Source organism: Streptomyces sp. NPDC097619, from assembly GCF_040302735.1.
GTDB lineage: Bacteria > Actinomycetota > Actinomycetes > Streptomycetales > Streptomycetaceae > Streptomyces.
The window spans coordinates 47,889-69,370 of record NZ_JBEOSD010000018.1; the positions used below are offsets into that span (position 1 = coordinate 47,889).

23 protein-coding genes are annotated in these 21,482 nt (G+C 74.2%); 13 read left to right on the forward strand and 10 right to left on the reverse strand.

Features of this window, described 5'->3' with window-relative positions; translation table 11 throughout:
* Positions 1–111: 111 nt before the first annotated feature.
* The 3 genes from ABTZ17_RS07785 (at position 112) to ABTZ17_RS07795 (ending at position 2,533) form a co-directional block, all read left to right on the forward strand.
* Positions 112–915 carry a 4'-phosphopantetheinyl transferase family protein gene (locus tag ABTZ17_RS07785; RefSeq protein ID WP_352194625.1) on the forward strand — a complete coding sequence of 268 codons (804 nt, stop codon included), beginning with the start codon at positions 112–114 and terminating at the stop codon, positions 913–915.
* A 65-nt stretch (positions 916–980) separates the two neighbouring features.
* Entirely contained in the window at positions 981–1,856 is an 876-nt protein-coding gene (gene ddaH / locus ABTZ17_RS07790) for a dimethylargininase (RefSeq protein WP_352194626.1), read from the forward strand.
* A gap of 17 nt (positions 1,857–1,873) precedes the next feature.
* Positions 1,874–2,533 carry a pentapeptide repeat-containing protein gene (locus tag ABTZ17_RS07795; protein WP_352194627.1) on the forward strand — a complete coding sequence of 220 codons (660 nt, stop codon included), beginning with the start codon at positions 1,874–1,876 and terminating at the stop codon, positions 2,531–2,533.
* A gap of 130 nt (positions 2,534–2,663) precedes the next feature.
* Here ABTZ17_RS07795 and ABTZ17_RS07800 read toward each other — a convergent pair whose 3' ends face one another.
* From ABTZ17_RS07800 to ABTZ17_RS07810, 3 genes are all read right to left on the reverse strand, one after another.
* Complete coding sequence (locus tag ABTZ17_RS07800; RefSeq protein ID WP_352194628.1) at positions 2,664–3,494, reverse strand: MerR family transcriptional regulator; 831 nt, start codon at positions 3,492–3,494, stop codon at positions 2,664–2,666.
* An 82-nt stretch (positions 3,495–3,576) separates the two neighbouring features.
* Complete coding sequence (locus tag ABTZ17_RS07805) at positions 3,577–4,002, reverse strand: VOC family protein (RefSeq protein ID WP_352194629.1); 426 nt, start codon at positions 4,000–4,002, stop codon at positions 3,577–3,579.
* Positions 4,003–4,172: 170 nt separating this feature from the next.
* Entirely contained in the window at positions 4,173–5,099 is a 927-nt protein-coding gene (locus tag ABTZ17_RS07810; protein WP_352194630.1) for a cyclase family protein, read from the reverse strand.
* 82 nt (positions 5,100–5,181) lie between these two features.
* Between ABTZ17_RS07810 and ABTZ17_RS07815 the strand changes: the two genes are divergently transcribed.
* The 3 genes from ABTZ17_RS07815 to ABTZ17_RS07825 all read left to right on the forward strand — a co-directional run bounded on the left by ABTZ17_RS07815 (position 5,182) and on the right by ABTZ17_RS07825 (position 8,569).
* A complete protein-coding gene (locus tag ABTZ17_RS07815; protein WP_352194631.1) occupies positions 5,182–6,093 on the forward strand; it encodes an SDR family NAD(P)-dependent oxidoreductase in 912 nt (303 codons plus the stop codon).
* 215 nt (positions 6,094–6,308) lie between these two features.
* Positions 6,309–7,505, forward strand: a complete 1,197-nt coding sequence (locus ABTZ17_RS07820; protein WP_352194632.1) for an acyl-CoA dehydrogenase family protein — start codon at positions 6,309–6,311, stop codon at positions 7,503–7,505.
* Positions 7,502–8,569 carry a Zn-dependent alcohol dehydrogenase gene (locus ABTZ17_RS07825; RefSeq protein ID WP_352194633.1) on the forward strand — a complete coding sequence of 356 codons (1,068 nt, stop codon included), beginning with the start codon at positions 7,502–7,504 and terminating at the stop codon, positions 8,567–8,569. Before ABTZ17_RS07820 ends, ABTZ17_RS07825 begins: the two co-directional genes overlap by 4 nt.
* A 56-nt stretch (positions 8,570–8,625) precedes the next feature.
* Here ABTZ17_RS07825 and ABTZ17_RS07830 read toward each other — a convergent pair whose 3' ends face one another.
* The 3 genes from ABTZ17_RS07830 to ABTZ17_RS07840 all read right to left on the reverse strand — a co-directional run bounded on the left by ABTZ17_RS07830 (position 8,626) and on the right by ABTZ17_RS07840 (position 11,225).
* Positions 8,626–9,540 carry a hypothetical protein gene (locus ABTZ17_RS07830; protein ID WP_352194634.1) on the reverse strand — a complete coding sequence of 305 codons (915 nt, stop codon included), beginning with the start codon at positions 9,538–9,540 and terminating at the stop codon, positions 8,626–8,628.
* Between the two features lie 93 nt (positions 9,541–9,633).
* Entirely contained in the window at positions 9,634–10,485 is an 852-nt protein-coding gene (locus ABTZ17_RS07835) for a hypothetical protein (protein WP_352194635.1), read from the reverse strand.
* Positions 10,486–10,613: 128 nt separating this feature from the next.
* Positions 10,614–11,225 carry a flavin reductase family protein gene (locus ABTZ17_RS07840; protein ID WP_352194652.1) on the reverse strand — a complete coding sequence of 204 codons (612 nt, stop codon included), beginning with the start codon at positions 11,223–11,225 and terminating at the stop codon, positions 10,614–10,616.
* A 493-nt stretch (positions 11,226–11,718) separates the two neighbouring features.
* Here ABTZ17_RS07840 and ABTZ17_RS07845 point away from each other — a divergent pair, with 493 nt between their 5' ends.
* From ABTZ17_RS07845 to ABTZ17_RS07865, 5 genes are all read left to right on the forward strand, one after another.
* Positions 11,719–12,267: a hypothetical protein gene (locus ABTZ17_RS07845; protein WP_352194636.1), complete on the forward strand. Its 549-nt coding sequence runs from the start codon at positions 11,719–11,721 to the stop codon at positions 12,265–12,267.
* Between the two features lie 49 nt (positions 12,268–12,316).
* Positions 12,317–13,186, forward strand: a complete 870-nt coding sequence (locus ABTZ17_RS07850; RefSeq protein ID WP_352194637.1) for a hypothetical protein — start codon at positions 12,317–12,319, stop codon at positions 13,184–13,186.
* A gap of 445 nt (positions 13,187–13,631) precedes the next feature.
* Positions 13,632–14,906: a chloride channel protein gene (locus ABTZ17_RS07855; RefSeq protein WP_502994620.1), complete on the forward strand. Its 1,275-nt coding sequence runs from the start codon at positions 13,632–13,634 to the stop codon at positions 14,904–14,906.
* Between the two features lie 115 nt (positions 14,907–15,021).
* The gene (locus tag ABTZ17_RS07860; protein WP_352194639.1) at positions 15,022–15,858 is read left to right on the forward strand and encodes a hypothetical protein; all 837 of its coding nucleotides are present in this window, start codon (positions 15,022–15,024) and stop codon (positions 15,856–15,858) included.
* Between the two features lie 85 nt (positions 15,859–15,943).
* Entirely contained in the window at positions 15,944–16,639 is a 696-nt protein-coding gene (locus tag ABTZ17_RS07865) for a GNAT family N-acetyltransferase (RefSeq protein ID WP_352194640.1), read from the forward strand.
* On the opposite strand, the gene ABTZ17_RS07870 is transcribed toward ABTZ17_RS07865, so the two are convergent.
* Both ABTZ17_RS07870 and ABTZ17_RS07875 read right to left on the reverse strand, forming a co-directional pair.
* Entirely contained in the window at positions 16,618–17,310 is a 693-nt protein-coding gene (locus tag ABTZ17_RS07870; protein ID WP_352194641.1) for a hypothetical protein, read from the reverse strand. The genes ABTZ17_RS07865 and ABTZ17_RS07870 overlap by 22 nt on opposite strands.
* A gap of 100 nt (positions 17,311–17,410) precedes the next feature.
* Positions 17,411–18,466, reverse strand: coding sequence for a GlxA family transcriptional regulator (locus ABTZ17_RS07875; protein WP_352194642.1), 1,056 nt, complete (start codon positions 18,464–18,466; stop codon positions 17,411–17,413).
* 136 nt (positions 18,467–18,602) lie between these two features.
* Between ABTZ17_RS07875 and ABTZ17_RS07880 the strand changes: the two genes are divergently transcribed.
* Positions 18,603–19,550 (forward strand): NADP-dependent oxidoreductase, encoded by a 948-nt coding sequence (locus ABTZ17_RS07880; RefSeq protein WP_352194653.1) that lies wholly within the window; start codon positions 18,603–18,605, stop codon positions 19,548–19,550.
* A gap of 16 nt (positions 19,551–19,566) precedes the next feature.
* On the opposite strand, the gene ABTZ17_RS07885 is transcribed toward ABTZ17_RS07880, so the two are convergent.
* Positions 19,567–19,761 carry a DUF397 domain-containing protein gene (locus ABTZ17_RS07885; protein ID WP_352194643.1) on the reverse strand — a complete coding sequence of 65 codons (195 nt, stop codon included), beginning with the start codon at positions 19,759–19,761 and terminating at the stop codon, positions 19,567–19,569.
* Positions 19,758–20,537, reverse strand: coding sequence for a helix-turn-helix domain-containing protein (locus tag ABTZ17_RS07890; protein WP_352194654.1), 780 nt, complete (start codon positions 20,535–20,537; stop codon positions 19,758–19,760). Before ABTZ17_RS07890 ends, ABTZ17_RS07885 begins: the two co-directional genes overlap by 4 nt.
* 158 nt (positions 20,538–20,695) lie before the next feature.
* On the opposite strand from ABTZ17_RS07890, the gene ABTZ17_RS07895 reads away from it, so the two are divergent.
* On the forward strand, positions 20,696–21,262 hold the full coding sequence (locus tag ABTZ17_RS07895; protein ID WP_352194644.1) for an ATP-binding protein: 567 nt from the start codon (positions 20,696–20,698) through the stop codon (positions 21,260–21,262).
* The last annotated feature ends 220 nt before the right edge of the window (positions 21,263–21,482 follow it).

A 21,482-nucleotide genomic window follows, 5' to 3' on the forward strand; every position in this document is an offset into this window, starting at 1 on the left:
CGCCGACCGGCCGCGCCGCGCCGCCCGCGGTCTCCGTGCCGCCGTGGTACGGCTCCTGGCCGAGGGACGCGCGACGGCCGTCGCCTGGCGCGGTACGCCATGAGCGGCCCGGTGCCCACGAGCGTCCGGTCCGGCGCACCGACCGGTCCGCTCCTCCTCCGTCCGGCCCCGCAGGGGGGCCGGACCGGGCCGCCGGACCGGAGGGCCCGATCGGACGCCGGATCCCCGCCCGCCCCGCGGCCCGACCCCACGGGCTTCGCCGCGCTGCTCCCGCCCTCGGCCGTCTCCGCGGAGACCTTCCGCGACCTCTTGTACGGGGAGGCCGTCTTCCCCGAGGAGGAGGCCGTGGTCCGGGGAGCCGTGGAGGCCCGGCGCCGGGAGTTCCGCACCGTGCGGCAGTGTGCCCGCCGGGCCCTCGGCGGCCTCGGGGTCCCGCCGGTACCGGTCCTGCCCGGCCCCCGCCGGGAACCGCAGTGGCCCCCGGGCGTCGTCGGCAGCATGACCCACTGCGCCGGCTACCGGGCCGCGGCCGTGGCGTACGGCGGGGACGTGCTCTCGCTCGGCATCGACGCCGAGCCGCACGAGGCCCTCCCGGAGGGCATGCTGCCCGCCGTCGCCGGCCCGGAGGAGGCCGAACGACTGGACCTGCTGTACGCGCGCCTGCCGCAGGTGCACTGGGACCGCGTCACCTTCAGCGCCAAGGAGTCCGTGTACAAGGCGTGGTTCCCGCTGGCTCGACGCTGGCTGGGCTTCCACGACGCCAGTCTGATCCTGGACCCGGACCGGGAGTCCTTCGAGGTCGTGCTGCACCGCACGCACGAGCACTCCGACGGCCGGCTCCTCGACTCCATGAGCGGCCGCTGGTCCGTGGCCGACGACCTGATCCGCACGGCGGTGGTGGTGCCGCCCCTCTGACCCCGACCGCGTCACCCCCGTGCCCCTCGCCCGACCCTCGCCCGACCCGCACCGGAGGAACCGACATGACCGTGACCGCCGCCCCGGAGTCCCGCACCGCCCCCGGCCCGGCCCGGACCGCCCTGCCCCGACGCCTGCTCATGTGCCGCCCCGAGCACTTCGAGGTCTCCTACCGAATCAACCCCTGGATGGACCCTGCCAAGCCCGTGGACACCGCGCTGGCCCTGACCCAGTGGGAGCTGCTGAAGGAGACGTACGAGTCCCTGGGGCACACGGTGGACGTCATCGAACCGGTGCCGGGTCTGCCCGACATGGTGTACGCGGCGAACGGCGCCACCGTGTTCGACGGCAAGGTGCTCGGTGCGCGCTTCCGGCACCGGGAGCGGACCGCCGAGGGACCCGCCTACCTGGACTGGTTCTCCCGCAACGGTTTCGAGGAGATCCTCTGGCCGGAGCACATCAACGAGGGCGCGGGTGACTTCCTGCGCGTCGGCGGCACCGTCCTGGCGGGCAGCGGCTTCCGCACGGATCCGCGCGCCCACGCTGAGGCCCAGGAGTTCTTCGGTCTGCCGGTGGTCGGCCTGACCTTGACCGACCCCGACTATTACCACCTGGACACGGCGCTGGCGGTACTGTCCCCGACCGAGGTCATGTACCACCCGGAGGCGTTCACCCCCGGCAGCCGAGAGGTGCTGCGCCGGATGTTCCCCCGCGCCGTCACCGCCACCGCCGCTGACGCCGCGGTGTTCGGACTCAACGCCTTCTCCGACGGTCTGAACGTGCTGCTGCCCGAAGCGGCCACGGGACTCATCGCCCGGCTGCGCGAGCGGGGGTTCAACCCCCTGGGCATGGACCTGACGGAGCTGCTGAAGGGCGGCGGCAGCGTCAAGTGCTGCACTCTGGAACTCCACGGAGCCTGTCTCCGCGGCCCGTCCTGGTAGCTTCCGAAAGGACCCCGATGCGCGTCGCCCCGCCCCGAGAACTCGCCGACCTGCCCTACGCGCACCACCTTGAACCCTGCGCGGGGGAGCCGGAGCGGGACGGGGCCCACGACTGCGTGCACGTGGACGGGGCCCACTACGAGGACCTGGACGGCGGGCGGCTCCGGCTCGTGGAGTCGGCGCTGTCAGAGGTCACCCTGACCGGCGGCCGCTACCGGCGGGCCCGGCTCGACTCGGTCTGGTGCCGGGGGCTCCGCGCGGTCGGCACCGACCTGGCGGAGACGGCCTGGCTGGACGTGGACTGCGCGGCGGGCCTGTTCGCGGGCATCCAGCTGCACGGAGCGGAACTGCGCCGGGTGGTCTTCCGGAACTGCAAGTTCGACTCGGTGAACTTCCGCGCCGCCCGGCTCCGCGAGGTCGCCTTCGTGGACTGCCTGCTGCGCGACGCGGACTTCGCGGGGGCCGCCCTGAACGACGTGGTCTTCCCCGGCAGCACCCTGGAGTCCGTCCGCCTCGACGGCGCGGGCCTCGCGAAGACCGACCTCCGCGAGGCCCGCGCCCTCGGCATCACCTCGGGCTTCGAAGCGCTGCGGGGCGCCGTGATCAGCACCCCGCAGCTCTTCGACCTGGCCCCGTCCCTGGCCGCCCACCTGGGCCTGACCGTCAAGGACGACTGACGACTGACGAATCACGTCCGAGGTCCGAGGTCCGAGGTCCGACGTCCGGCGGCTCACGGCGGAGGGCCGAGAGGTGGGGCGGGCGTCGGGTCCGCCGCCGGACCCCCGTACCGGCGGCGGTACGGGCCGCTCAGGCGGGGGTGACGGGGACGGTGATGTCGCAGGCCGGGTCGGTGGGGGTGAGGGTGGCCCAGTCGGCGAAGTAGACCTCGCGGGGGGCGGCGGTGGCGGTGCGGCCCTCGCGGGCGGCCCAGGCGTGGACGGCGTCGTACGCCGAGAGGATCTGCGGGTACCGGACCTGGGCGCGGGTGATGCGGGTGTAGGCGGCGGTGTGGGCCGGCTCGGTGCGGGAGGGCACCGGGTACGTGCCGGCGCGGGCCGGGTCCACCGGGACGCACACCTCCACCGGTCCGTCGCCGTCCTCGTCGACCTCCCCGTGGTAGACCACGAACGGGTGCCCGAAGAAGCCGCCGTGGGCCTCCGCGACCGGGGCCAGTCGGCCGATCGCGGCGCCGATCCACTCCGGCAGCTCCTCCGGGGTGACGTGCCGCTGCTCCGTGAGCACCAGCTGTTCCGGCACCTCGCGCTGCAGGATCTCGTACATGTCCAGGTTCCCTTCGTCTCCGAGCAGGTGGATGCGGAGGTGGGAAGCCAGCTCCCGCTGGGCCGCGACGCGCTCCTCGACCCCGTCCCAGTACGCGGCCACCAGAGCGGCCGCCTCCTCGGGCGGGGCCGCCAGGACCTCGGCGACCTGCGCCAGCGGCATGTCCAGCCCGCGCAGCCGAACGATCAGGCGTGCGGCGCCGAGCCGGCCCTCCCGGTAGAACCGGTAGCCGGTGATGGGGTCGACGTGGTCCGGCGGCAGCAGGCCCTGGCGGTCGTACAACCGCAGGGCCTTCTGCGACAGGCGCGCCCGCCGGGCGAACGCGCCGATCGCGAGCAGTTCTTCCCTCTCCTCCATGGCCTCCACGCTCCCGTCTGCCCCAGGGGCAGGGTCAAGGACGACGGTCCGTGATCGTGACACGGGGCGGGTACGGCACCGGTCAGCGGGGCGACCAGACGCCGAGCTCGTTGCCGGCGGGGTCGGTGAAGTGGAAGCGGCGGCCGCCGGGGAAGGCGTACGGGCCGGCGACCACCGTGCCGCCGGCCTCCCGCACGACGGACACCGAGCGGTCCAGGTCCTCGGAGTAGAGGAGCACCAGGGGGCCGCCGCGCCCGGCGGGCCGCTCGTCCCGCTCGTCCAGGCGGAGGCCGCCGACCTCGGGGGCGTCGGGGCCGCGGATGCCCGCGTAGCCGGGGCCGTAGTCGTTGAACTCCCAGCCGAAGGCGGCCGCGTAGAAGCGGCGGGCGGAGGGGAGGTCGGTGACGGTCAACTCGACGTAGTCGAGGGCGTGGTGACGGTGCGCGGGCTTCGCCTCGGGCGTCTCCGGTGCCTCTGCCGTCTCTGGCGTCTTCGGTGTCTCGGGCATGCCCCGCATTGTGGTCGACCGCTGCGACAGCGGCCCGGCGGCCCGCCGGGAGCGGAGCGGGGCGCCGGGCCCGGCCGGTGGCTCCGGGCCGAGAAGGCGAGGGGGAGAGGGGTGAGGTGTGAGGGGTGAGGGGTGCGTGGGAGGTGGGAGAGGTGGCGGGCGGGTCCCGGTCAGAGGACGGCGACCGGGGCGACCGGGGTGCCCGTGCCGCCGACGAAGGGTTCGGGCATCGCGGAGAGCAGGAACGCGTACCGGGAGAGTTCTGCACAGGCTGTGGACAGCGCTTCCAGGTTCCAGTTCTGGCCCTGGTGCATGCCCATCTCCACCAGGTGGAGGGCGTGCACCGGCAGCCACAGGTCCTCGATCTCCGGCGGGAAGATCTCGAAGGTGAGCGTGTCGTTGGCGACGGCCGCCACGTCCCGGGCGTGGAACCACTCCGGGGTGCGCACGGACAGCCCGGGGGACGGGAAGCCGTACCCGTGCTTGTCCCCGGCGAGGTAGACCTGCACCTGCCCGGTGCGGACCAGCACCACGTCCCCGGCCCGGACCCGCACCCGCCCGAACTCCTCGGCCTCCGCCAGGTCCTCCGGGGTCACCGCGTGGTCCCCGGGCAGCCGGTCCAGGCCCTTGGCCCGGGCCACGTCCAGCAGCACCCCGCGCGAGAGGATCGGCGCGGCCTTGTCGATGCCGCTGTACTGCGCCCGGGTGTGCGGGGTCACGGTCGCGGCGGGGCGGCCGTTGTAGATCCGGCCGGAGTGCGAGACGTGGGTGAGGGCGTCCCAGTGGGTGCCCGCCTGGAGGCCCATGGTCACGGCGTCGTCGCTGCAGGCCACCGTGCCGGGGCCGAAGAGCTCCTGGTTGATCTGCACCATCGTGTGCAGCGGGTTGATCCGGCCGGGGATCAGGCCGGCCTGGACCCCGTCCTCCTTGAGGGGCAGGGCGAGGGGGAACCGCAGGCCGGTACGGACCTCCGCGACGGCCTCGCGGACCACCTCCGGGGTGATCAGGTTGAGGGTCCCCGTCTCGTCCTCGGCCCCCCAACGGCCCCAGTTGTTGACCCTCTTGGCGATCTCGTGGAACTCCTGCGGCAAGGACATGGGGGCTCCTCGGGTCTTGTGCGGGCGGACCGGGTGGCCCCTAGAATCTAACGGTCCGTCAGAAAACGGGAAGGGGCGGGACGTGGGGAACTTCTTGGCAGGCAAGGTCGTCGCGGTCACCGGCGCGGGCCGGGGCATCGGCCGGGCGGTGGCCCTGGCCGCCGCCGCCGAGGGCGCCCGGGTCGTCGTGAACGACTACGGCGTCTCCATCGAGGGCGGGGAACCGACCAGCGAGGTCGCCGAGGCGGTGGTCAAGGAGATCGTGGCCGCCGGCGGTCGGGCCGTGGCCGTGGCCGACGACATCTCCACGATGGCGGGCGGTCAGCGCATCGTGGACACCGCGCTCGCCGAGTACGGACGCCTCGACGGAGTGGTCTGCGTGGCCGGGATCCTCCGCGAGCGGATGCTGTTCAACATGTCCGAGGAGGAATGGGACCCGGTGGTCGCCACCCACCTCAAGGGCACCTTCACCGTCTTCCGGGCCGCCTCGGCCGTGATGCGCAAGCAGGGCTCCGGCACCCTCATCGGCTTCACCAGCGGCAACCACCAGGGCTCCGTGGCCCAGGCCAACTACTCCGCCGCCAAGGGCGGGATCATCTCGCTGGTCCGCAGCGCGGCCCTCGGCCTGCACAAGTACGGGGTCACCGCCAACGCCGTGGCCCCGGTGGCCCGCACCCGGATGTCCGCCAACGTCCCCATGGAGCTGGCCGAGATCGGCGAACCGGAGGACGTGGCCGCCCTGGTCACCTACCTGCTCTCCGACCGGGCCCGGGGCGAGGGGATCACCGGGCAGGTCTACACGATCGCCGGACCCAAGATCGCGGTCTGGGCGCAGCCCCGCGAGCTCCGCGCCGGGTACGCGGACGGGGCCTGGACCCCGGAGAAGATCGCCGACTTCCTGCCCGGCACGGTCGGCACCGACCCGATGCCGATGCTGGCGAAGCTGGAGGCCATGGCGAAGGCCGCGGCGGAGAAGGCCCGCCCCAACGCCTAGCCGCTGCGCGGGGCGTGGGTGTGGGCATGGGGGCGGGTGTGGGCGTGGGCGTGGGCGTGGAGTCGGGGTTTCCGGCCGCCGGCCCGCTGCGTCACGCGTGACCGGGCGGTGTCACGCGTGACAGGGCAGTGTCACCCGTCACCGATCACCGTGCAGTGCCACCCGTCACCCAGGACCGTGCAGTGTCACCGATCACCGTGCAGGAAGGGGTACGCGTGGAACTCGGATCCGGCGAGCGGGACGAGGGCTTCCGGCAGGAGGCGCGGGACTGGCTGACGACCCGGCTGACCGGCCCGTTCGCGGCCGCCGCCGGCCTCGGCGGGCCCGGCAGCGAGCACCAGGGCGGTCCCGTCCGCCGGTCCTGGGAGCGCGAGCTGGGCCGCGGAGGCTGGATCGGCCTGGGCTGGGACGCGCCTCCGGGGGCGTACGGGCAACGCTCGGCGAGCCTGACCCGGCAGGTGGTCTGGGCGGAGGAGTACGCCCGGCTGCGCGCGCCCGGCCGGGTCGGCCACATCGGGGAGAACCTCCTCGCCCCCACCCTCCTCGCCCACGGCACCCCCGAACAGTGCGCCCGCCACCTGCCCGGCATCGCCCGCGGCGAGCGGCTGTGGTGCCAGGGGTACAGCGAGCCCGGGGCCGGCTCGGACCTCGCGGGCATCCGTACGGCCGCCGTGCGGGACCCGGCCGACGGCCTGTTCCGGGTCACCGGCCAGAAGATCTGGACCTCCCTCGCCCAGGAGGCCGACTGGTGCTTCGTCCTGGCCCGCACCGAGGCCGGTTCGCGGCGCCACCGCGGGCTGTCCTTCCTGCTCGTCCCGATGGACCAGCCGGGGCGGATCGAGGTCCGGCCCATCCGGCAGATGTCGGGGACGGCCGAGTTCAACGAGGTCTTCTTCGACGGGGCCGTGGCCGCGGAGACCGTGGGCGGCGAGGGCGCCGGCTGGACGGTGGCGATGGGGCTGCTGGCCCTGGAGCGCGGGGTGTCCACCCTCGTCCAGCAGATCGGCTTCGCCGCCGAACTGGAGGAGGTCCTGGCGGACTTCCTGCGCGGCGGCCGGGCCGGGGACCCGGCCCTCCGCGCGCGGCTGGTGCGGCAGTGGGCCGAACTGCGCACCATGCGCTGGAACGCCCTGCGGACCCTCGGCGGCTCCGGCGGGCCGGGCGCCCCGAGCGTGGCCAAGCTGCTGTGGGGCGGCTGGCACCGGCGGCTGGGCGAGTTGGCGGTGGCCGTGCACGGGGCGGCGGCGACCGCGGCCGGGGCGCCCTGGAGTCCGGAGGAGCCGTACGAACTGGACGGCTACCAGCGGCTGTTCCTGTTCAGCCGGGCCGACACCATCTACGGCGGCTCGGACGAGATCCAGCGGAACATCATCGCCGAGCGGGTGCTCGGCCTGCCTAAGGAGTCGCGGTGAGAGGCGTCGTGTTCGACGGCAAGCAGGTGCTCGTGGTCGATGATCTGGAGATCCGCGATCCGGGCCCGGGGGAGGTGCTGGTCGCGGTGAAGGCGGCCGGGCTCTGCCACAGCGACCTGTCCGTGATCGACGGCACCATTCCCTTCCCGGTGCCGGTGGTGCTGGGGCACGAGGGGGCGGGCATCGTCGAGGCGGTCGGTACGGGAGTGACGCACGTGGCCCCCGGGGACCACGTGGCCCTGTCCACCCTGGCCAACTGCGGGGCCTGCGCCGACTGCGACCGTGGCCGCCCCACGATGTGCCGCAAGGCCATCGGCATGCCGGGGCAGCCCTTCTCCCGGGCGGGCCGGCCGCTCTTCCAGTTCGCCTCCGACTCCGCCTTCGCCGAACGGACCCTGGTGAAGGCCGTGCAGGCCGTGAAGATCCCCGAGGACGTCCCGCTGACCAGCGCCGCCCTGATCGGCTGCGGGGTCCTGACCGGGGTCGGCGCCGTACTGAACCGGGCCCGCGTGGACCAGGGCGACTCCGTCCTCGTGATCGGCACCGGCGGCATCGGGCTGAACGTCCTCCAGGGCGCGCGGCTCGCGGGCGCGGGCCCGATCGTCGCCGTGGACGCGAATCCGGCGAAGGAGGAGACCGCCCGACTCTTCGGTGCCACCCACTTCGTGGACGCCTCCTCGGTCGAGGACACCTCCGCCGCCGTCCGGGAGGTGCTGCCCACCGGGGCGGACCACGCCTTCGAGTGCGTGGGCAACGTCAAGCTGATCCGGCAGGCCGTCGACCTCCTCGACCGGCACGGGCAGGCCGTCCTCCTCGGCGTGCCCGGCTTCCGCGAGGAGGCCGCCTTCCAGGTGTCCTCGATGTACCTGGACAAGTCCATCCTCGGCTGCCGCTACGGCTCCTCCCGCCCCCAACGCGACATCGCCCGCTACGCGGAGCTCTACCGGAGCGGGCGGCTGCTCCTCGACGAACTGGTCACGCGCACCTATCCGGTGGAGAAGTTCGCCGAAGCCGCCGAGGACGCCCACGCGGGCCGAGTGGCCCGGGGGGTGCTCACCTTCTGACCCGAGGGGTGCTCACCTTCCGGCCAGGGGGTGCTCACCTTCCGATCCGAGAGGGCTCACCCTCTGATCCGGGAGGTGGCGAGCATCAGCCAGAGGGCCGACGCCCACGGGGTGAGGGCGGCGAGCAGGGGCATGCCGAACCGCCACAGGGGGTCGGTGGTGAATCCGGCCGCGTACGGGACGAGCAGGCCCGCGCCCAGCAGCAGGACGGCCAGGGCGGGCAGGTGGTACCGGGCGCGGAAGCGACGCCACAAGTGCACGTCGGCCTTGGCCATCTGGGACTTCACGGCCGCCGAGACGAGCCCCGCGAAGGGCACCGTCCAGACCAGCAGGCAGAGGCTCCCGTAGGCGGTGAAGGCGTCGGAGGGGTCGGGCCACGGGGGCAGTTCCGGGTGCGAGGGCGCGTACCAGAGGGACACGGGGGTGCCGGGCCGGGGCAGGCCGACCGTCTCGTGGTCCGGCAGGACGTAGTCCCGCACCCCGGAGTCGTACGGCACCCGGAAGGCGAGGCGGGTGCGGTAGATCGGCTCGTCGCTCTCCGTCGTGCCCACCCGGCGCGGTTCGTCGAGCAGACGTGCCACGGGCACCTCGTGCTCGGAGACCCCGGCGCGCTCGCGGCGTTCCGCCTCGCGGACGTCCGCCCCGGCCGGGAGGAAGGCGATGAGCAGGCAGGCGATGCTCGCGAACGGTATTCCGAGGGCGAAGAGGTAGGTCAGCGGGCGGCTCGGTCGCCGGGTCTCCCGGTAGGGCTTGTCCAACGGGCCGCGCGGGGCGCGCACCCGGTGGCCGGAGACCACCCAGACGGCCGCGGCCGCGGCGCTCAGCGCGGCGAAGCCCAGGGGGAGGAGGACCGGCGGGTACGGGGCGAGGCCGGGGACGAGGACGCTCAGCAGGGCTGCCCAGCCGCTGAGCACCATCGTCCGGCCCGCCCCGGTCGTCCACCGGCTCCGCCCGGCTCCCTCCTGCCGCACGCCCATGCTTCCCCCCGAAGTCCCGCCCCCGCCCGCCGTGTCGGGGGCGCTCGCGGCACGCAGGATACGCAGTCGGTCGCGCGGACCGAGGTTTCAGGGGGCGTCGCCCGGCTCGCGGTTGTAGGTGGCGCTGTTGTGAGATCCCAGGACGGAAAAGGCGGACCCGTTCACTTCGCCGATGTGAACCCGCGCATCCTCCGGCTCCGGTCGAACGAGGTAGTCGCGTAGCGCGCGGGCCGCTGGGAACAAGTGGGGGGCGGCGGCTCCAAGCAAGCCCAGCCGCAGCAGCGCTGCCGCTGTTGCGCCGACTTCGGTCAAGGACTCGAAGAGCGGTGGCAACGTGAACACCAGAAAGCACAGGACGATGGCGGCCGGTACGTGCTCGAGATCCGCCTTCGTCCTTGCGGCAGTACGGGACACGAACTCGACGCCGCCCTCGGGATTGTGCGGGATGGGCTCCCATTCGTCCGCTCGTCGCCCCGCCACGATCAGACGGAAGTCGACGCTTTGGCCTCGCTCCAGGTGCCCGATGACGAATACGGCCTCGTGTAGGCCGTCTTCCCGGGTCTGTTCCCGTCGCACCCCCCACTCGCGTTCCGTGCGCGAGGTGGCGTCAGCTTCGAGTACGCGCGTCCCGCTCTTGAAGCGGAAGCGGATCTGCTGGTCCTTCACGACCTGGTTGCCGGTGTTCTCCACGGTGAACTGCACAGATGTCAGGTGATCCACCGGCACACCGTCGTAAGAGAAGCCCAACCGTCCTCGGACGGAGTCGTCCGCCGAGACGATGCCCGACCGAGTCTCCGAGTCGTAGGACAACTGCTTCACGGGGTCCCGGCGCCCGCGCATGTACTCCACGCTGATCGTGCCGAGCACCCCGAGCAGGGCCCCCAGACCCCCGCCCAAGAGTTCCTGCTGAAAGTCGCTGAGCGCAGCGGCCCCGTACATTTCGCCCTCCCCTGCCTGCGCGGCTGTCGCGACCCTAGCGCCGACAGCTGATGCCTGTGGGGGCCTTGGCTGATCCTGGGGAGCCGTGGGGCTGCGACCCGCCGGATTGTCGCGTACGTGACGGTCGGTCAGGGGGTGAAGCGGCCGAAGCGGCCTCGGTGGAAGAGGAGCGGGTCCCCCTCGCCGGTGGCGCCCATGGCCTCCACGCGGCCGACCACGATCAGGTGGTCGCCGCCGGTGTGCACGGCGTGGATCCGGCAGTCGATCCAGGCGGGTACGGACTCCAGGCGCGGGGAGCCGGTCACCGGGGCCGGGTCGTGGCGGACGCCCGCGAACTTGTCGGCGCCGCTGACCGCGAAGGAACGGCACAGCTCGCCCTGTTCGGCGCCGAGCACGTTGACGCAGAACACGCCGGCGCGGGCGATCCGGGGCCAGGTCGTGGAGGTACGGGCCACCATGAAGGTCACCAGGGGCGGGTCCAGCGACAGCGAGGCGAAGGACTGGCAGGCGAATCCCGCGGGCCCTTCGTCGGGCGCGTCCGTCGGGGCCGGGGCGGTGACCACCGTGACCCCGCTCGCGAAGTTGCCCAGGACGGAGCGGAACTCGGCGGGGCTGACGGGCGCCCGCTCGTCCTCGCCGACCGCCCGCAGGTGCGGCCGCGGCAGCGGGTCGAGCGGCGGCTCCCCGGCGGTGGTCGGGTATCCCGCGGACCTGAGGTATCGGACGACGGTGGCCGCCATCCCAGCGTGTCCCATCACCCTCGCATTGAAGCTGACGGTTCGTCAGATGGGAAGGGGGTCGGCGGGGCGGGAAGGGTCGGGGACGTCGAGGGTGTCGAGGATATTGAACGCGTTCAAAGAGGGGTATAGGGTCACGGTCGTAGTCGATTGAACGTGTTCAATTGAGGGGAAGGGATGTCCCATGGGCATCGCGGGGACCACGGGCCGGAGCGGGCCCGCGGCGCATGTCGGGCCCATGGGGACTGCGGGGCCCACGGGGGCTGGGGGGTCCATCGGGGATGCAGGGCCTGTGGGGCGGGCCGGTGCGGTCGGGCGGGGCGGGTGGGCGGGTACGGGGGTCTCGCCCACCGGGCCTGCCGGGCCCTCCGTGCCGGCCGGGGCCGCCGGGGCCGCTTGGTCCGCCGGGCCCGCTTGGTCGCCCCGGCGGCCGGTGGCTCCGGCCTCGCCGCCCTCGCCGTCCACTCCGACCTCCTCGTCCCCGACCTGGTGGTCGGTGACGCCCGGGGCGACCCTCGCCCTGTTCGTGCAGGTGGTGCTCGCGGCCGTCGGCGCGGAGGTCGTGGCCGTCGCGACCGGGGTCAGTGCGGTGAGCACCGCCGACCTCCCCGGCAGCGTGGGCAGCTGGTTCGGGCTCCTGTTCCTGTCCGCCGTCGGGCTCCTCACCGGCGCGGTCCTCACCTTCGCCTACGCCGTGGCGGTGGTGAAGCCGGCGGGCTTCCTCGGGCACGCCGTCGCGCGGCGCGCCTTCGCGCGGGGCGGCGGTCGGTCCGGTGCGGCCCGGCCGGTCGCGCAGCTCGTCGCCCTGGTGCTGCTGTCGGCCTTCTTCGCGCTCCCGCTGCGGGACGCGTCCGGCGGCGCCTACCTGAGCTGGTGGCTGGGGCTGACCGCTGCCGGGGTCCTGCCGCTGCTGCTGTCCCACCGGTTCCACGCCCGCGGCGCCGATGCCCGGGCCCGCCGCCGCCTCACCGCGGAGCTGTCCGGCGCGGTCCTCGCCCTCATCGTCCTGACCGGCCTGGTCCTCTCCGCCCGGAACGGCGCCTGAGATGGCCGGCCCTCGGGACCTGTGGAGCGCGACGCCCGGAGCGACCCTCGTGGGAGGGGCGCAGGCCGCCCTCGGCATGGTGGCCCTGCTGGTGCTGCCGTACTTCGAACCGGAGCAGGACGACCACGGGGTGCGCGGTCCGCTGTTCGGGCTGCTGCCGGCGCCCGTCCTGGTCCCGGTCTTCCTCGTCCTCCTGGCGACGCTCCTCGCCCTGTGCGTCACCAAGCCCGCCGGATACGTCGGTGAGGTGGTGGCCCGGCGGTCGGGGCGGGAGGGCGCCGGTTTCCGGGCCGCGGTCGGGCTCGCGGCCCTAGTGCCGATCGCGGCCCTGGCCGCCCTGCCCGTGTGCGGCCTGGCGGAGGCCCCGTACCCGCAGATCTGGGCGGCGCTGGCCGGGGCGGGGGTGCTGCCGCTGACGGCGGCGGCCTTCTTCCGGCACCGCGGCACGTCCGAGCGGAAGCGGGTGACCGGCACGGCCGTGGTGGCCGGCGCGGTCCTGGCGCTGCTGGTGGCGGTGGGGGTGGTGGCCGCCGCCGGACAGGAGCCCTACCGCGCGCCGGTCCTGGACCGGGCCGGGTACGTCGCCACCTGGAGCGGGGACGGTACGCGGCTGGTCCTCGCCGCCGACGGCACGGTACGGGCCGAAGGGGTCGTCCTCGCCGAGGGGGAGGCGGCCGCCCGCTGCTCGGGCCCGGGCACCTGGCGGCTCGCGGAGCCGGGTGCGGACGGTGGGGGCGGTCGACAGTCCGTGGCCGTCACGCTGACCGGCTGCCCGGGGATCGCCACCCAGGGCGGTACCCGGGACGGCGTCTGGGACGGCACCTGGCAGATCACGGGCACGGCGGAGGCCCCGGAGCTGTTCCGCATCCTCGGCGACCCGGACGAGAACCCGCCCGAACTCCTCGACCGGACGTCCTGACGTCCTGACGTCCTGACGGGCGGAAGGGCGCGGAAGGGCTCGCGGAAAGGCGCGGAAGGGGGCAACGGGGCGGGTTCCGAGGAGGGGGACCGGGGCGCGCGGGCCCGTCCCCCACCCGGGTGGGGGAAGCCCGGGTGCGGGCCGGGCGGGGCCGGCGTTGACTGGGCGGGCCGGGGCCGGGCGGGACCGCCGCGGGCGGTCCGGGCCGGTGGTCCGGGCCGGTGGTCCGGTCGGACGCGGGAGGTCCAGTGGGCGGAAGTCCTGTGTGGCCCGACAGGGAACGGTCGCGGCCCGTGAAGGGGTCCGGCACCGAACGGCCGCAGCCCGTGAAGCGGTCCGACACGCCACGATCGCGGCCCGTCCAGGGGTTCGCGTGAGCGCCGCCGGAGGCGCGGCACCGACCGCGCCCGCGCCGCCGCCACCCCCGCCCACCACGCTGCGGCAGATGCTGCTGCGCCCCGGCTACCTGCGGATGCTCGTCTTCTCCACGGCCCTCGGCATCCCCGTGGCCGTGGCCTGTTTCCTCTTCGTGGGCTTCCAGCACGAACTCCAGCACTGGGTCTGGGAATCCCTGCCGCACTCCCTCGGCATGGACCGGGCGCCCTGGTGGTGGCCGCTGCCTGCCTTCCTCCTCGCCGGGCTGATCCTCGCCCCGATCGTCACCCGGATGCCCGGCAAGGGCGGGCACCTCGCCGTGCACGGACTCGGCGGCGGCGCCCCGATCGGGCCCCGGGAGCTGCCCGGGGTGGTCCTGGCCGCCCTCGCCACCCTCCCCCTCGGCGTGGTTCTCGGTCCGGAGGCGCCGCTGATGGCGGTCGGCAGCGGGCTCGTCCTGTTGGCGGTGAAGCTGCTCCGGCAGTCCCCGGGGCCGCAGGAGTCCACCCTGCTCGCCACCGCGGGCTCCACCGCGGCGATCTCCACGATCCTCGGCGGGCCGATCGTGGCGGCGGTGCTGGTGGTCGAGGCCGCCGGGATCGGCGGGGCCCGACTGGTGGCCCTGCTGCTGCCCTGCCTGCTGGCGAGCGCCGCCGGAGCGCTCGCGTTCAACGGGTTCGGGGACCTGACGGGCCTGTCCATCGGCGCGCTCTCCCTGCCGGGAGTGCCGCCCGACAGCGGCCCCGACCCGGGCGACTTCCTCTGGGGCGTCCCCGTGGCCGTGGCGATCGCGGCGATCCTGACCGCGGGCCGCCAACTGGGCTACCGTACGGCCGCCTTCACCACCCGCGACACCGGCCGCCGGACCGTCCTGTGCGCGGTGGCGGCCGGGGTGTGCGTCACCGCCTACGCGCTCCTGACCGGCCGCGACCCGGCGGAGGCGGCGCTGTCCGGACAGGCCGCGCTCGGCTCGCTGGCCGCCGATCCGGCGGTCTGGTCGGTGGCCGCCCTCCTCGTGCTCGTCCTCTGCAAGACGCTGGCCTGGGGCATCTGCCTGGGCAGCATGCGCGGCGGCCCGATCTTCCCGTCGGTGCTGATCGGCGCGGCCCTGGGCGTGGCCTGCGCGGGCCTTCCCGGACTGGGCTTCGCCCCCGGACTGGCCCTGGGCATGGCCGCCGCCGCGGCCACGATCACCGGCCTGCCGCTGTCCAGTTCGGTCCTGGCCGTGCTGCTCCTCGGCCCCGACGCCCACCACCAGATGCCGCTCGTGGTCACGGCCGCCGTGGTCGCCTGCGTCACCGCCCACCTGCTCCGCAAGGACGATCCGAAGGACCCGGCGGGGTAGCGCCGGACGCGTCCGGCCTCCCGGCCTCCCGGGTCGATCGGGGGCCCGGGGCCTCCCGGGCCGATCGGTGGCCCCGGGCCCCGGGCCGGCCGTGGGCACCCTTCCGGTCCGGTGCATGCTGGACCGCGTGGACGACCTCGGAGCCTTCGACACCCTCGGCACCTTCGGCAACTTCGGCGCCTTCGACGCGGCGCGGGCCGTCCGGTCCCTGCCCGGAGCAGAGCCCTTCCCCGGGCTGCCCGGGGCCTGGTGGTACTCGCCGGTGCCGGTGCTCACCTTCGTGGTGGCGGTCTCCCCGGACGGCACCCGCGTGCACCAGATGAACACCCGCGGCGCCTTCGACCCGGACCTCACCCGGGCGGTCCTCGTCTTCGCCCGCGAGCACGGCGCCGGACAGGGACCGGACCCCCGGCCCGTCGAGGTGGTCCCCGGGTTCGGGCATCCTGGCCGGAGCTTCGACGCCGTGGCGGCCGTCCCGGCCGCCGTCCACGGCCTGCACGCGGGCCGTACGGACGGCCTCGCCGAAGCCGTGACCCGGGTGTTCCCCGCCCACCGCTGCGAGTTCTCCGGCCGCGAGACGGTCGAGGAGGCGACGGTCCGCGTCAAGGAGCTGATCCGCCCCGAGGACACCGGCCGCGGCCCCGCCCCGTACCTGCGCATGCGCTACGACAACACCCGCACCCGCGGCGGCAGCACCGGCCGGGAGCGCGGCTTCGCCCGGCACGAGGCGCTGCTGCGGGAGGTCCCGCTCCTCGAAGGCGCCCCGGGCAGCTTCGTGGAGTTCGAGAACCGGGCCGGGGAGGTCCGCCGCGTCGAGTGGCACGCGAACGGACGTGGGGACGGGCACGGGAGCGGGAACGGCTCCTGGACCGTGAACGGCGTGCCCCAGGACCACGCCCCCTCCGAGGACCTGCTCCTCGCCGCCCTGGACTGGCCCGGCACCGGCCCCTGAGCCGGGCCCGAGGCGCCCCGGCCCTCACCTCCACCCCGCCCGAAATCCCGTGGCCCCGCACCGGCCCCGTCCGTACCCTCCGCCCATGGACCACGCGACGGCGCACCCGACGACGGAACCCACGGCCATGGAACCCACGGCAACGGACCCCACGAGGACGGCCGCGGCCGTGTCCGTGCCCGTGTCCGCGTCCGCGTCCGGGTCCGGTTCCGGAGCTGCGGCCGGGGTGACGGCATCGGCACCGGCCACGGCGACGGCGACGGTCCGGGTGATGACGGCCGCCGACGTGCCCGAAGTCGCCGAGATCCGCGTGCGGGGCTGGCGGCACGCCTACGCAGGTCTCGTCCCCGCCTCCTACCTGGCCGCCCTGCGCCCCGAGGACACCGCCCGCCGTACCCTGGACCGCCTCGCCGACCCGACCCGCACGGGCACCGACCTGGTCGCGGTGTCCGCCGACGGCACGGTCCTCGGCTGGACCGCGTACGGCCCGGACCCGGACCCGGACCCCGATCCCGATCCTCCGGCCGGATCGGCGTACGTCCTGCACGCCCTGTACGTACGCCCCGACCTGATCGGCACCGGACTCGGCCGCGCCCTCCTCACGGCCGTCCACGACGCGCTGCCGCCCGCCGCCACCGTCACCCTGTGGGTCCTCCGCGACAACGCCCGCGCCCGCCGCTTCTACGCCCGCGCCGGCTACGCCCCCGACGGCACGGAGGACTCGGACCTCTACGACGGCACCCCGGTCCCGGAACTCCGCTACCGCCGCCCGTCCCCCTGACCAGCCCCACGCGCCCGACTCCGGCGGATCCGGGCCCAGGCGACGGTACCGAGGGCGGCGAGGCCCGCGAGGCCGGCGGCGAGGCCGGCGGCGAGGGGGGCGTACGGGAAGTCGTCGGAGGGGATCCCGCCCGTGATGTCGACGCGGATCACCGTGCGGTTGTCGGTCGGGTTCGAGTCGTACGGAATGCCCGTCAGAGAGATCTCCCCGGTGGCACCCGGCACGTACCGGTTGATCCGGACGAAGACGCAGATCGGCAGGATGCCGTTGCCCTTCTCGCACCGAAGTTCCGTGTCCCCGGACCGCCCGCACCAGGCGACCTCCCCGTAGCCGCGGTCCTCGGGCTCGAAGCCCGCCACCGCGACGCCTTCGGGCAGCACGATCCGCAGCCCCGGTTCGGACGGTGGCGAACCGGGGCCGCGGAAGTAGGGCTCCTGGAGCGGGAGGAGGACGCGTTGCCCCACCTGGCCCGTCAGGTCGATGGCCTGCGGAGCCGACCAGTCCGCCATCCGCCGGGCGGAGGACTGCGACGGGGTGGGGGAGGGGGCGGTCGTCGCGCCCACGAGCATCGGCAGGGCGAGGGTGACCGAGGCGGCCGCCGCCACGGCCCGGGCCCCCCGCCCCGTTCCCCGTGTTCCGTACGCTCCGACCGGTTCAGTCCGTTCCGTCATGACCTCTCCCGCCCCTCCGGTGTCGGTGGGTAGACCTCTCCGGCGGCCGTGGGGTTGCACGCGGCGACGCCGCGCTCCGGCCCGCGCGGTGCCGGAAGCCTCAGTTGCCCGCCCGCGTGCCCGTCGGGATGCGGAAGGTCTGGCGGTAGGTCGTGGGGGAGACGCCGGTGGCGGTGGAGAGGTGCTGGCGGAGGGAGGCCGCGGTGCCGAGGCCCGCCTGGGCGGCGACCTGGTCCACGGGCAGGTCGGTGGTCTCCAGGAGGCGCCGGGCGTGGTCCAGGCGGCGGGCCGCGAGCCACTGGCCCGGCGGCATGCCGACCTCCTCCGCGAACCGGCGGCAGAAGGTCCGTACGCTCATCCGCGCGTGCCGGGCCAACTCGGCCAGGGGCAACGGGCGGTGGAGCTGCTCCAGGGCCCAGGCGCGGGTGCCGGCGGTGCTCGCGTCGGCCGGTTCCGGGACGGGCTTCTCGATGTACTGGGCCTGCCCGCCCTCCCGCCACGGTGGGACCACGCACATGCGGGCCACCCGGTTGGCGACCTCGCTGCCGTGGTCGCGGCGCAGGAGGTGCAGGCACAGGTCCACGCCGGCGGCCACCCCGGCCGCCGTGAGCACCCGTCCGTCGTCGATGAAGAGCACCGTGGAGTCCACCGCGACCTGCGGGAAGGCCCGTTGGAAGGCGGCCGCCTCCCGCCAGTGGGTGGTGGCGGGCCGCCCGTCCAGGAGGCCGGCGGTGGCCAGGACGTACGAGGCGGTGCAGATGGACACGATCCGGGAGGTCTCCGGGACGGCGGCGAGGGCGGCGGCCAACTCCGGGGGCAACCAGTCCTGGTCCTCGCCGGGGGCGCACACGAACGGCGGGATCACCAGGGTGTCGGCGGTGGCCACCGCCTCCGCCCCGTGCTCCACCGTCACCGTGAAGTCGGCGGCCGTACGGACCGGGCCGCCGCCGGGCGGGAGTCGGCAGGTCAGGATCTCGTAGAGCGGTTCCCCGGTCGGGCCCTCGGCCGTCCCGAAGATCTTGGACGGGATGCTCATCTCGAAGGGGTACACGCCCTCCAGGGCGAGCACGACCACCCGGTGCGGGCGGCGGGCGAGAGGGGCGGGGGCGGGCGCACCCGTAGGCGCGGGTGCTGCGGCGGACGCGTCGGCAGGCATGGCAAGATTCTTGCACCTCTTGGCATTCTTGCCACTCGTCCGGGGGTGCCCCCGCCGGAAATCCTGGTCTCCGTCACCGAACGAACCAGTTATCCGGGAGCAGGACATGACGAACCAGCAGGCCACGGCACCCACCATGAAGGCCGTCGTCCAGGAGGAGTTCGGCGGGCCGGAGGTGCTGAAGCTCGCGGACGTGCCGCGGCCGGTGCCGGGCATCGCGGAGGTGCTGGTCCGCGTCCACGCCACCGCGATCAACCCCACCGACTCCTGGCACCGGGCCAGTGGCGGGATCACCGGGCTCTTCGGCGGCGAGCCCAGGATCATTCCGCTCGGCTGGGACCTCAGCGGGGTCGTCGAGGAGGTCGGGCCCGGGGTGACGCTCTTCCAGCCCGGCGACGAGGTCTTCGGGATGCCCGGCCACCCCGGCCCCGGCCGCACCTACGCCGAGTACGCCCTCTCCCCGGCCCGCCACCTCGCCCGGAAGCCGGCCGGCCTCACCCACGTCGAGGCCGCCGCCCTCCCGCTCGCCGGCCTCACCGCCTGGCAGGCCCTGGTGGACACCGCGGACGTGCGGCCCGGTCAGCGGGTACTCGTGCACGCCGCGGCCGGCGGCGTCGGCCACCTCGCGGTGCAGATCGCGAAGGCCCGCGGCGCGTACGTGATCGGGACGGCCGGCGCCGGCAAGCACGAGCTGCTGCGCGAGCTGGGCGCCGACGAGCTCGTCGACTACCGCGAGACGGACTTCGCCGAGGCCGTCCGGGACGTGGACGTGGTCCTCGACCTCATCGGCGGCGAGTACGGCCCCCGCTCCCTGCGGACCCTGCGCCCCGGCGGCCGGATCGTCTCCCTCGCGGGACCGCACGAGGCGGCGCTCGCCCCGGAGGCGGAGGCGCGGGGCTTCGTCGCCGGGTTCATGGGGGTGGAGTCCGACGGCCAGGCCATGCGCGAGCTCGCCGCGATGGCGGCCGACGGCCGCCTGCGCCCGCACGTGGACGCCGTCTTCCCCCTCGCGGACGCGGCGGGAGCGCACGCGCTCCTGGACACGAAGCGCACGACCGGCAAGATCGTCCTGACGGCCGTCTGAGGACGGCGAGCCTGGTTCAGCCCTGCCGCACCCAGCCGATGAACGCGACCCAGCCGGCAGGGGAGATCATGAGGGCCGCCGTGCCCTCGGCTCGGTCGGTCTTCGAATCCCGCACGCGGACGGTGTCGGTGTGGTGGGCGACCTCTACGCACTGCCCGCCGTCGCTGCCGCTGTAGCTCGACGTGAACCACGTCTGCGGGGTCGCGCTCATGGCTCTCCTAGCAGGCGGTGCAACAGCCCCTGAGTCTGAACAGTGTCGAGGGCGTGAGTCCGCAGCATCGCATACCGCCGAGCGAGGATACTGACCTCCTCGGCCGCGGTGATGAGGCGGCTTCCGCGCTGGCCCTCGGAGTAGCCGAGGTATTGGTGATGCGGTGTTTCCAACAGGGTGAAAGGGCCGTCGAGGGCCGCGTGGAAGGGCTGGTCGAGCGGGAGGACCTGCAGCGTCAGGTCCGGGAGCTCTGAGCACGCGAGCAGGTGCCTCAGGAGTTCCCGATGGGTGTCCTGGCCCCCGATGCGGTGCCGCACGACAGGCTCCCAGACGACGAAGCTCAAAGTAGGCGGCGCATTCCGGTGCAGCAGTTCCTGCCGCGCGATGCGATCGGCGGTCAGCTCCTCGATCTTCTCTGCCGGGTAGGCCGGTACTCGGCAGCGGAAGACGGCCCTGGCGTATCCCTCTGACTGGAGCAAGCCCGGAATGACCTGGTTGTCATACCAGGAGAGGGAGACAGCCTCTTCTTCGTGGCGCATGTACTCCTCGGCCCATGCGGGAACGCTGTCCACTTTCGGTAGCTGGGAGACGCCGGCCGCCAGGACACCCCCTGTGTCGAGGATGGTGTCCAAGCGTTCCGCGACATCGGTCATCAGTGCCCGGCGCCCCTGCTCGATGGAGGCGATGGACTCGGCTTCCAGGCCCACCAGGTGCCCGAGCTGCCGCTGAGTCAGGTTTTTCCTGGTGCGAAGCACGGCCAGCTGGCTACCGACCATCTTCAAGGCCGAGCCGTTCTTCGGTGCGCGTTTCCTCGGCGGCATAGTCCCCGAACTCCCCCGCTGGGCCGCTCCTCTACCCGTACCGACTCGTACCAATCGATTGGTACGGGTCGACGTGCTGTTCAACGGTGGTGACGGACCGCGACGATCGTCCGGTGAACCTGGACACCCGGCTCCCCCTCACCCGTGAGCGCTTCTTCCCCAAGGCCCGCAGATCCGTGGCGGCCGTGCGGGAGTTCGCGGACGGGTGCCTCGACTTCTGGTACCTCCACGACCGCCGCGCGGAACTGTCGCTGTGCGTGAGCGAGTTGGCCACCAACGCGCTACGACACGGGGTCCCGCCGGGGCGGGGTTTCCGGGTGCGGATGGTCCGCGATCCGGAGGCCCGTACCGTGCGGGTCGAGGTGCACGACAGCGGGCCGGGGGAGCCCCGGATCGTGCCGCCGGCCCCCGGTGAGCCCTCGCAGCGGGGTCGCGGCCTCCTGCTCGTGGCCGCGCTCGCGGACGCCTGGGGCGTGGAGCCGCGCCGCCCCGGCAAGGTCGTGTGGTGCGAGTTCCGCGACGGCGTGCACGCCTCGCCTCCTCCGGAGCCCGGTGCCCCCGGTGCCCCGTGTGCCCCGCCGCCAGGGGAGCCCGGAACACCCGAGCGCAGGCGTGCCGCTGTGGAGCGGATGCGGCAGCTCGTCCGGGAAGGGGTGATCGACCTCGCGTCCGGGCCCTGAACCTCCGGTCATTCCTTGGGGAAGGCAGCGCGGACGCCCGCGCCGACGCCACCCCGAAGCAGTCCCTGGGTCGCCCCACGACGAACACCGAAGTCGCCCCGCAAGCAACCGCGGAGCCGTCGCGCCACGCATCCGGACCCACCCCCGCAGCGCGATCGATCGCATCACGCCAGATATGTTCGGCCCGCGCAATAGAACATAGGGGTTTCGGACATTCTTA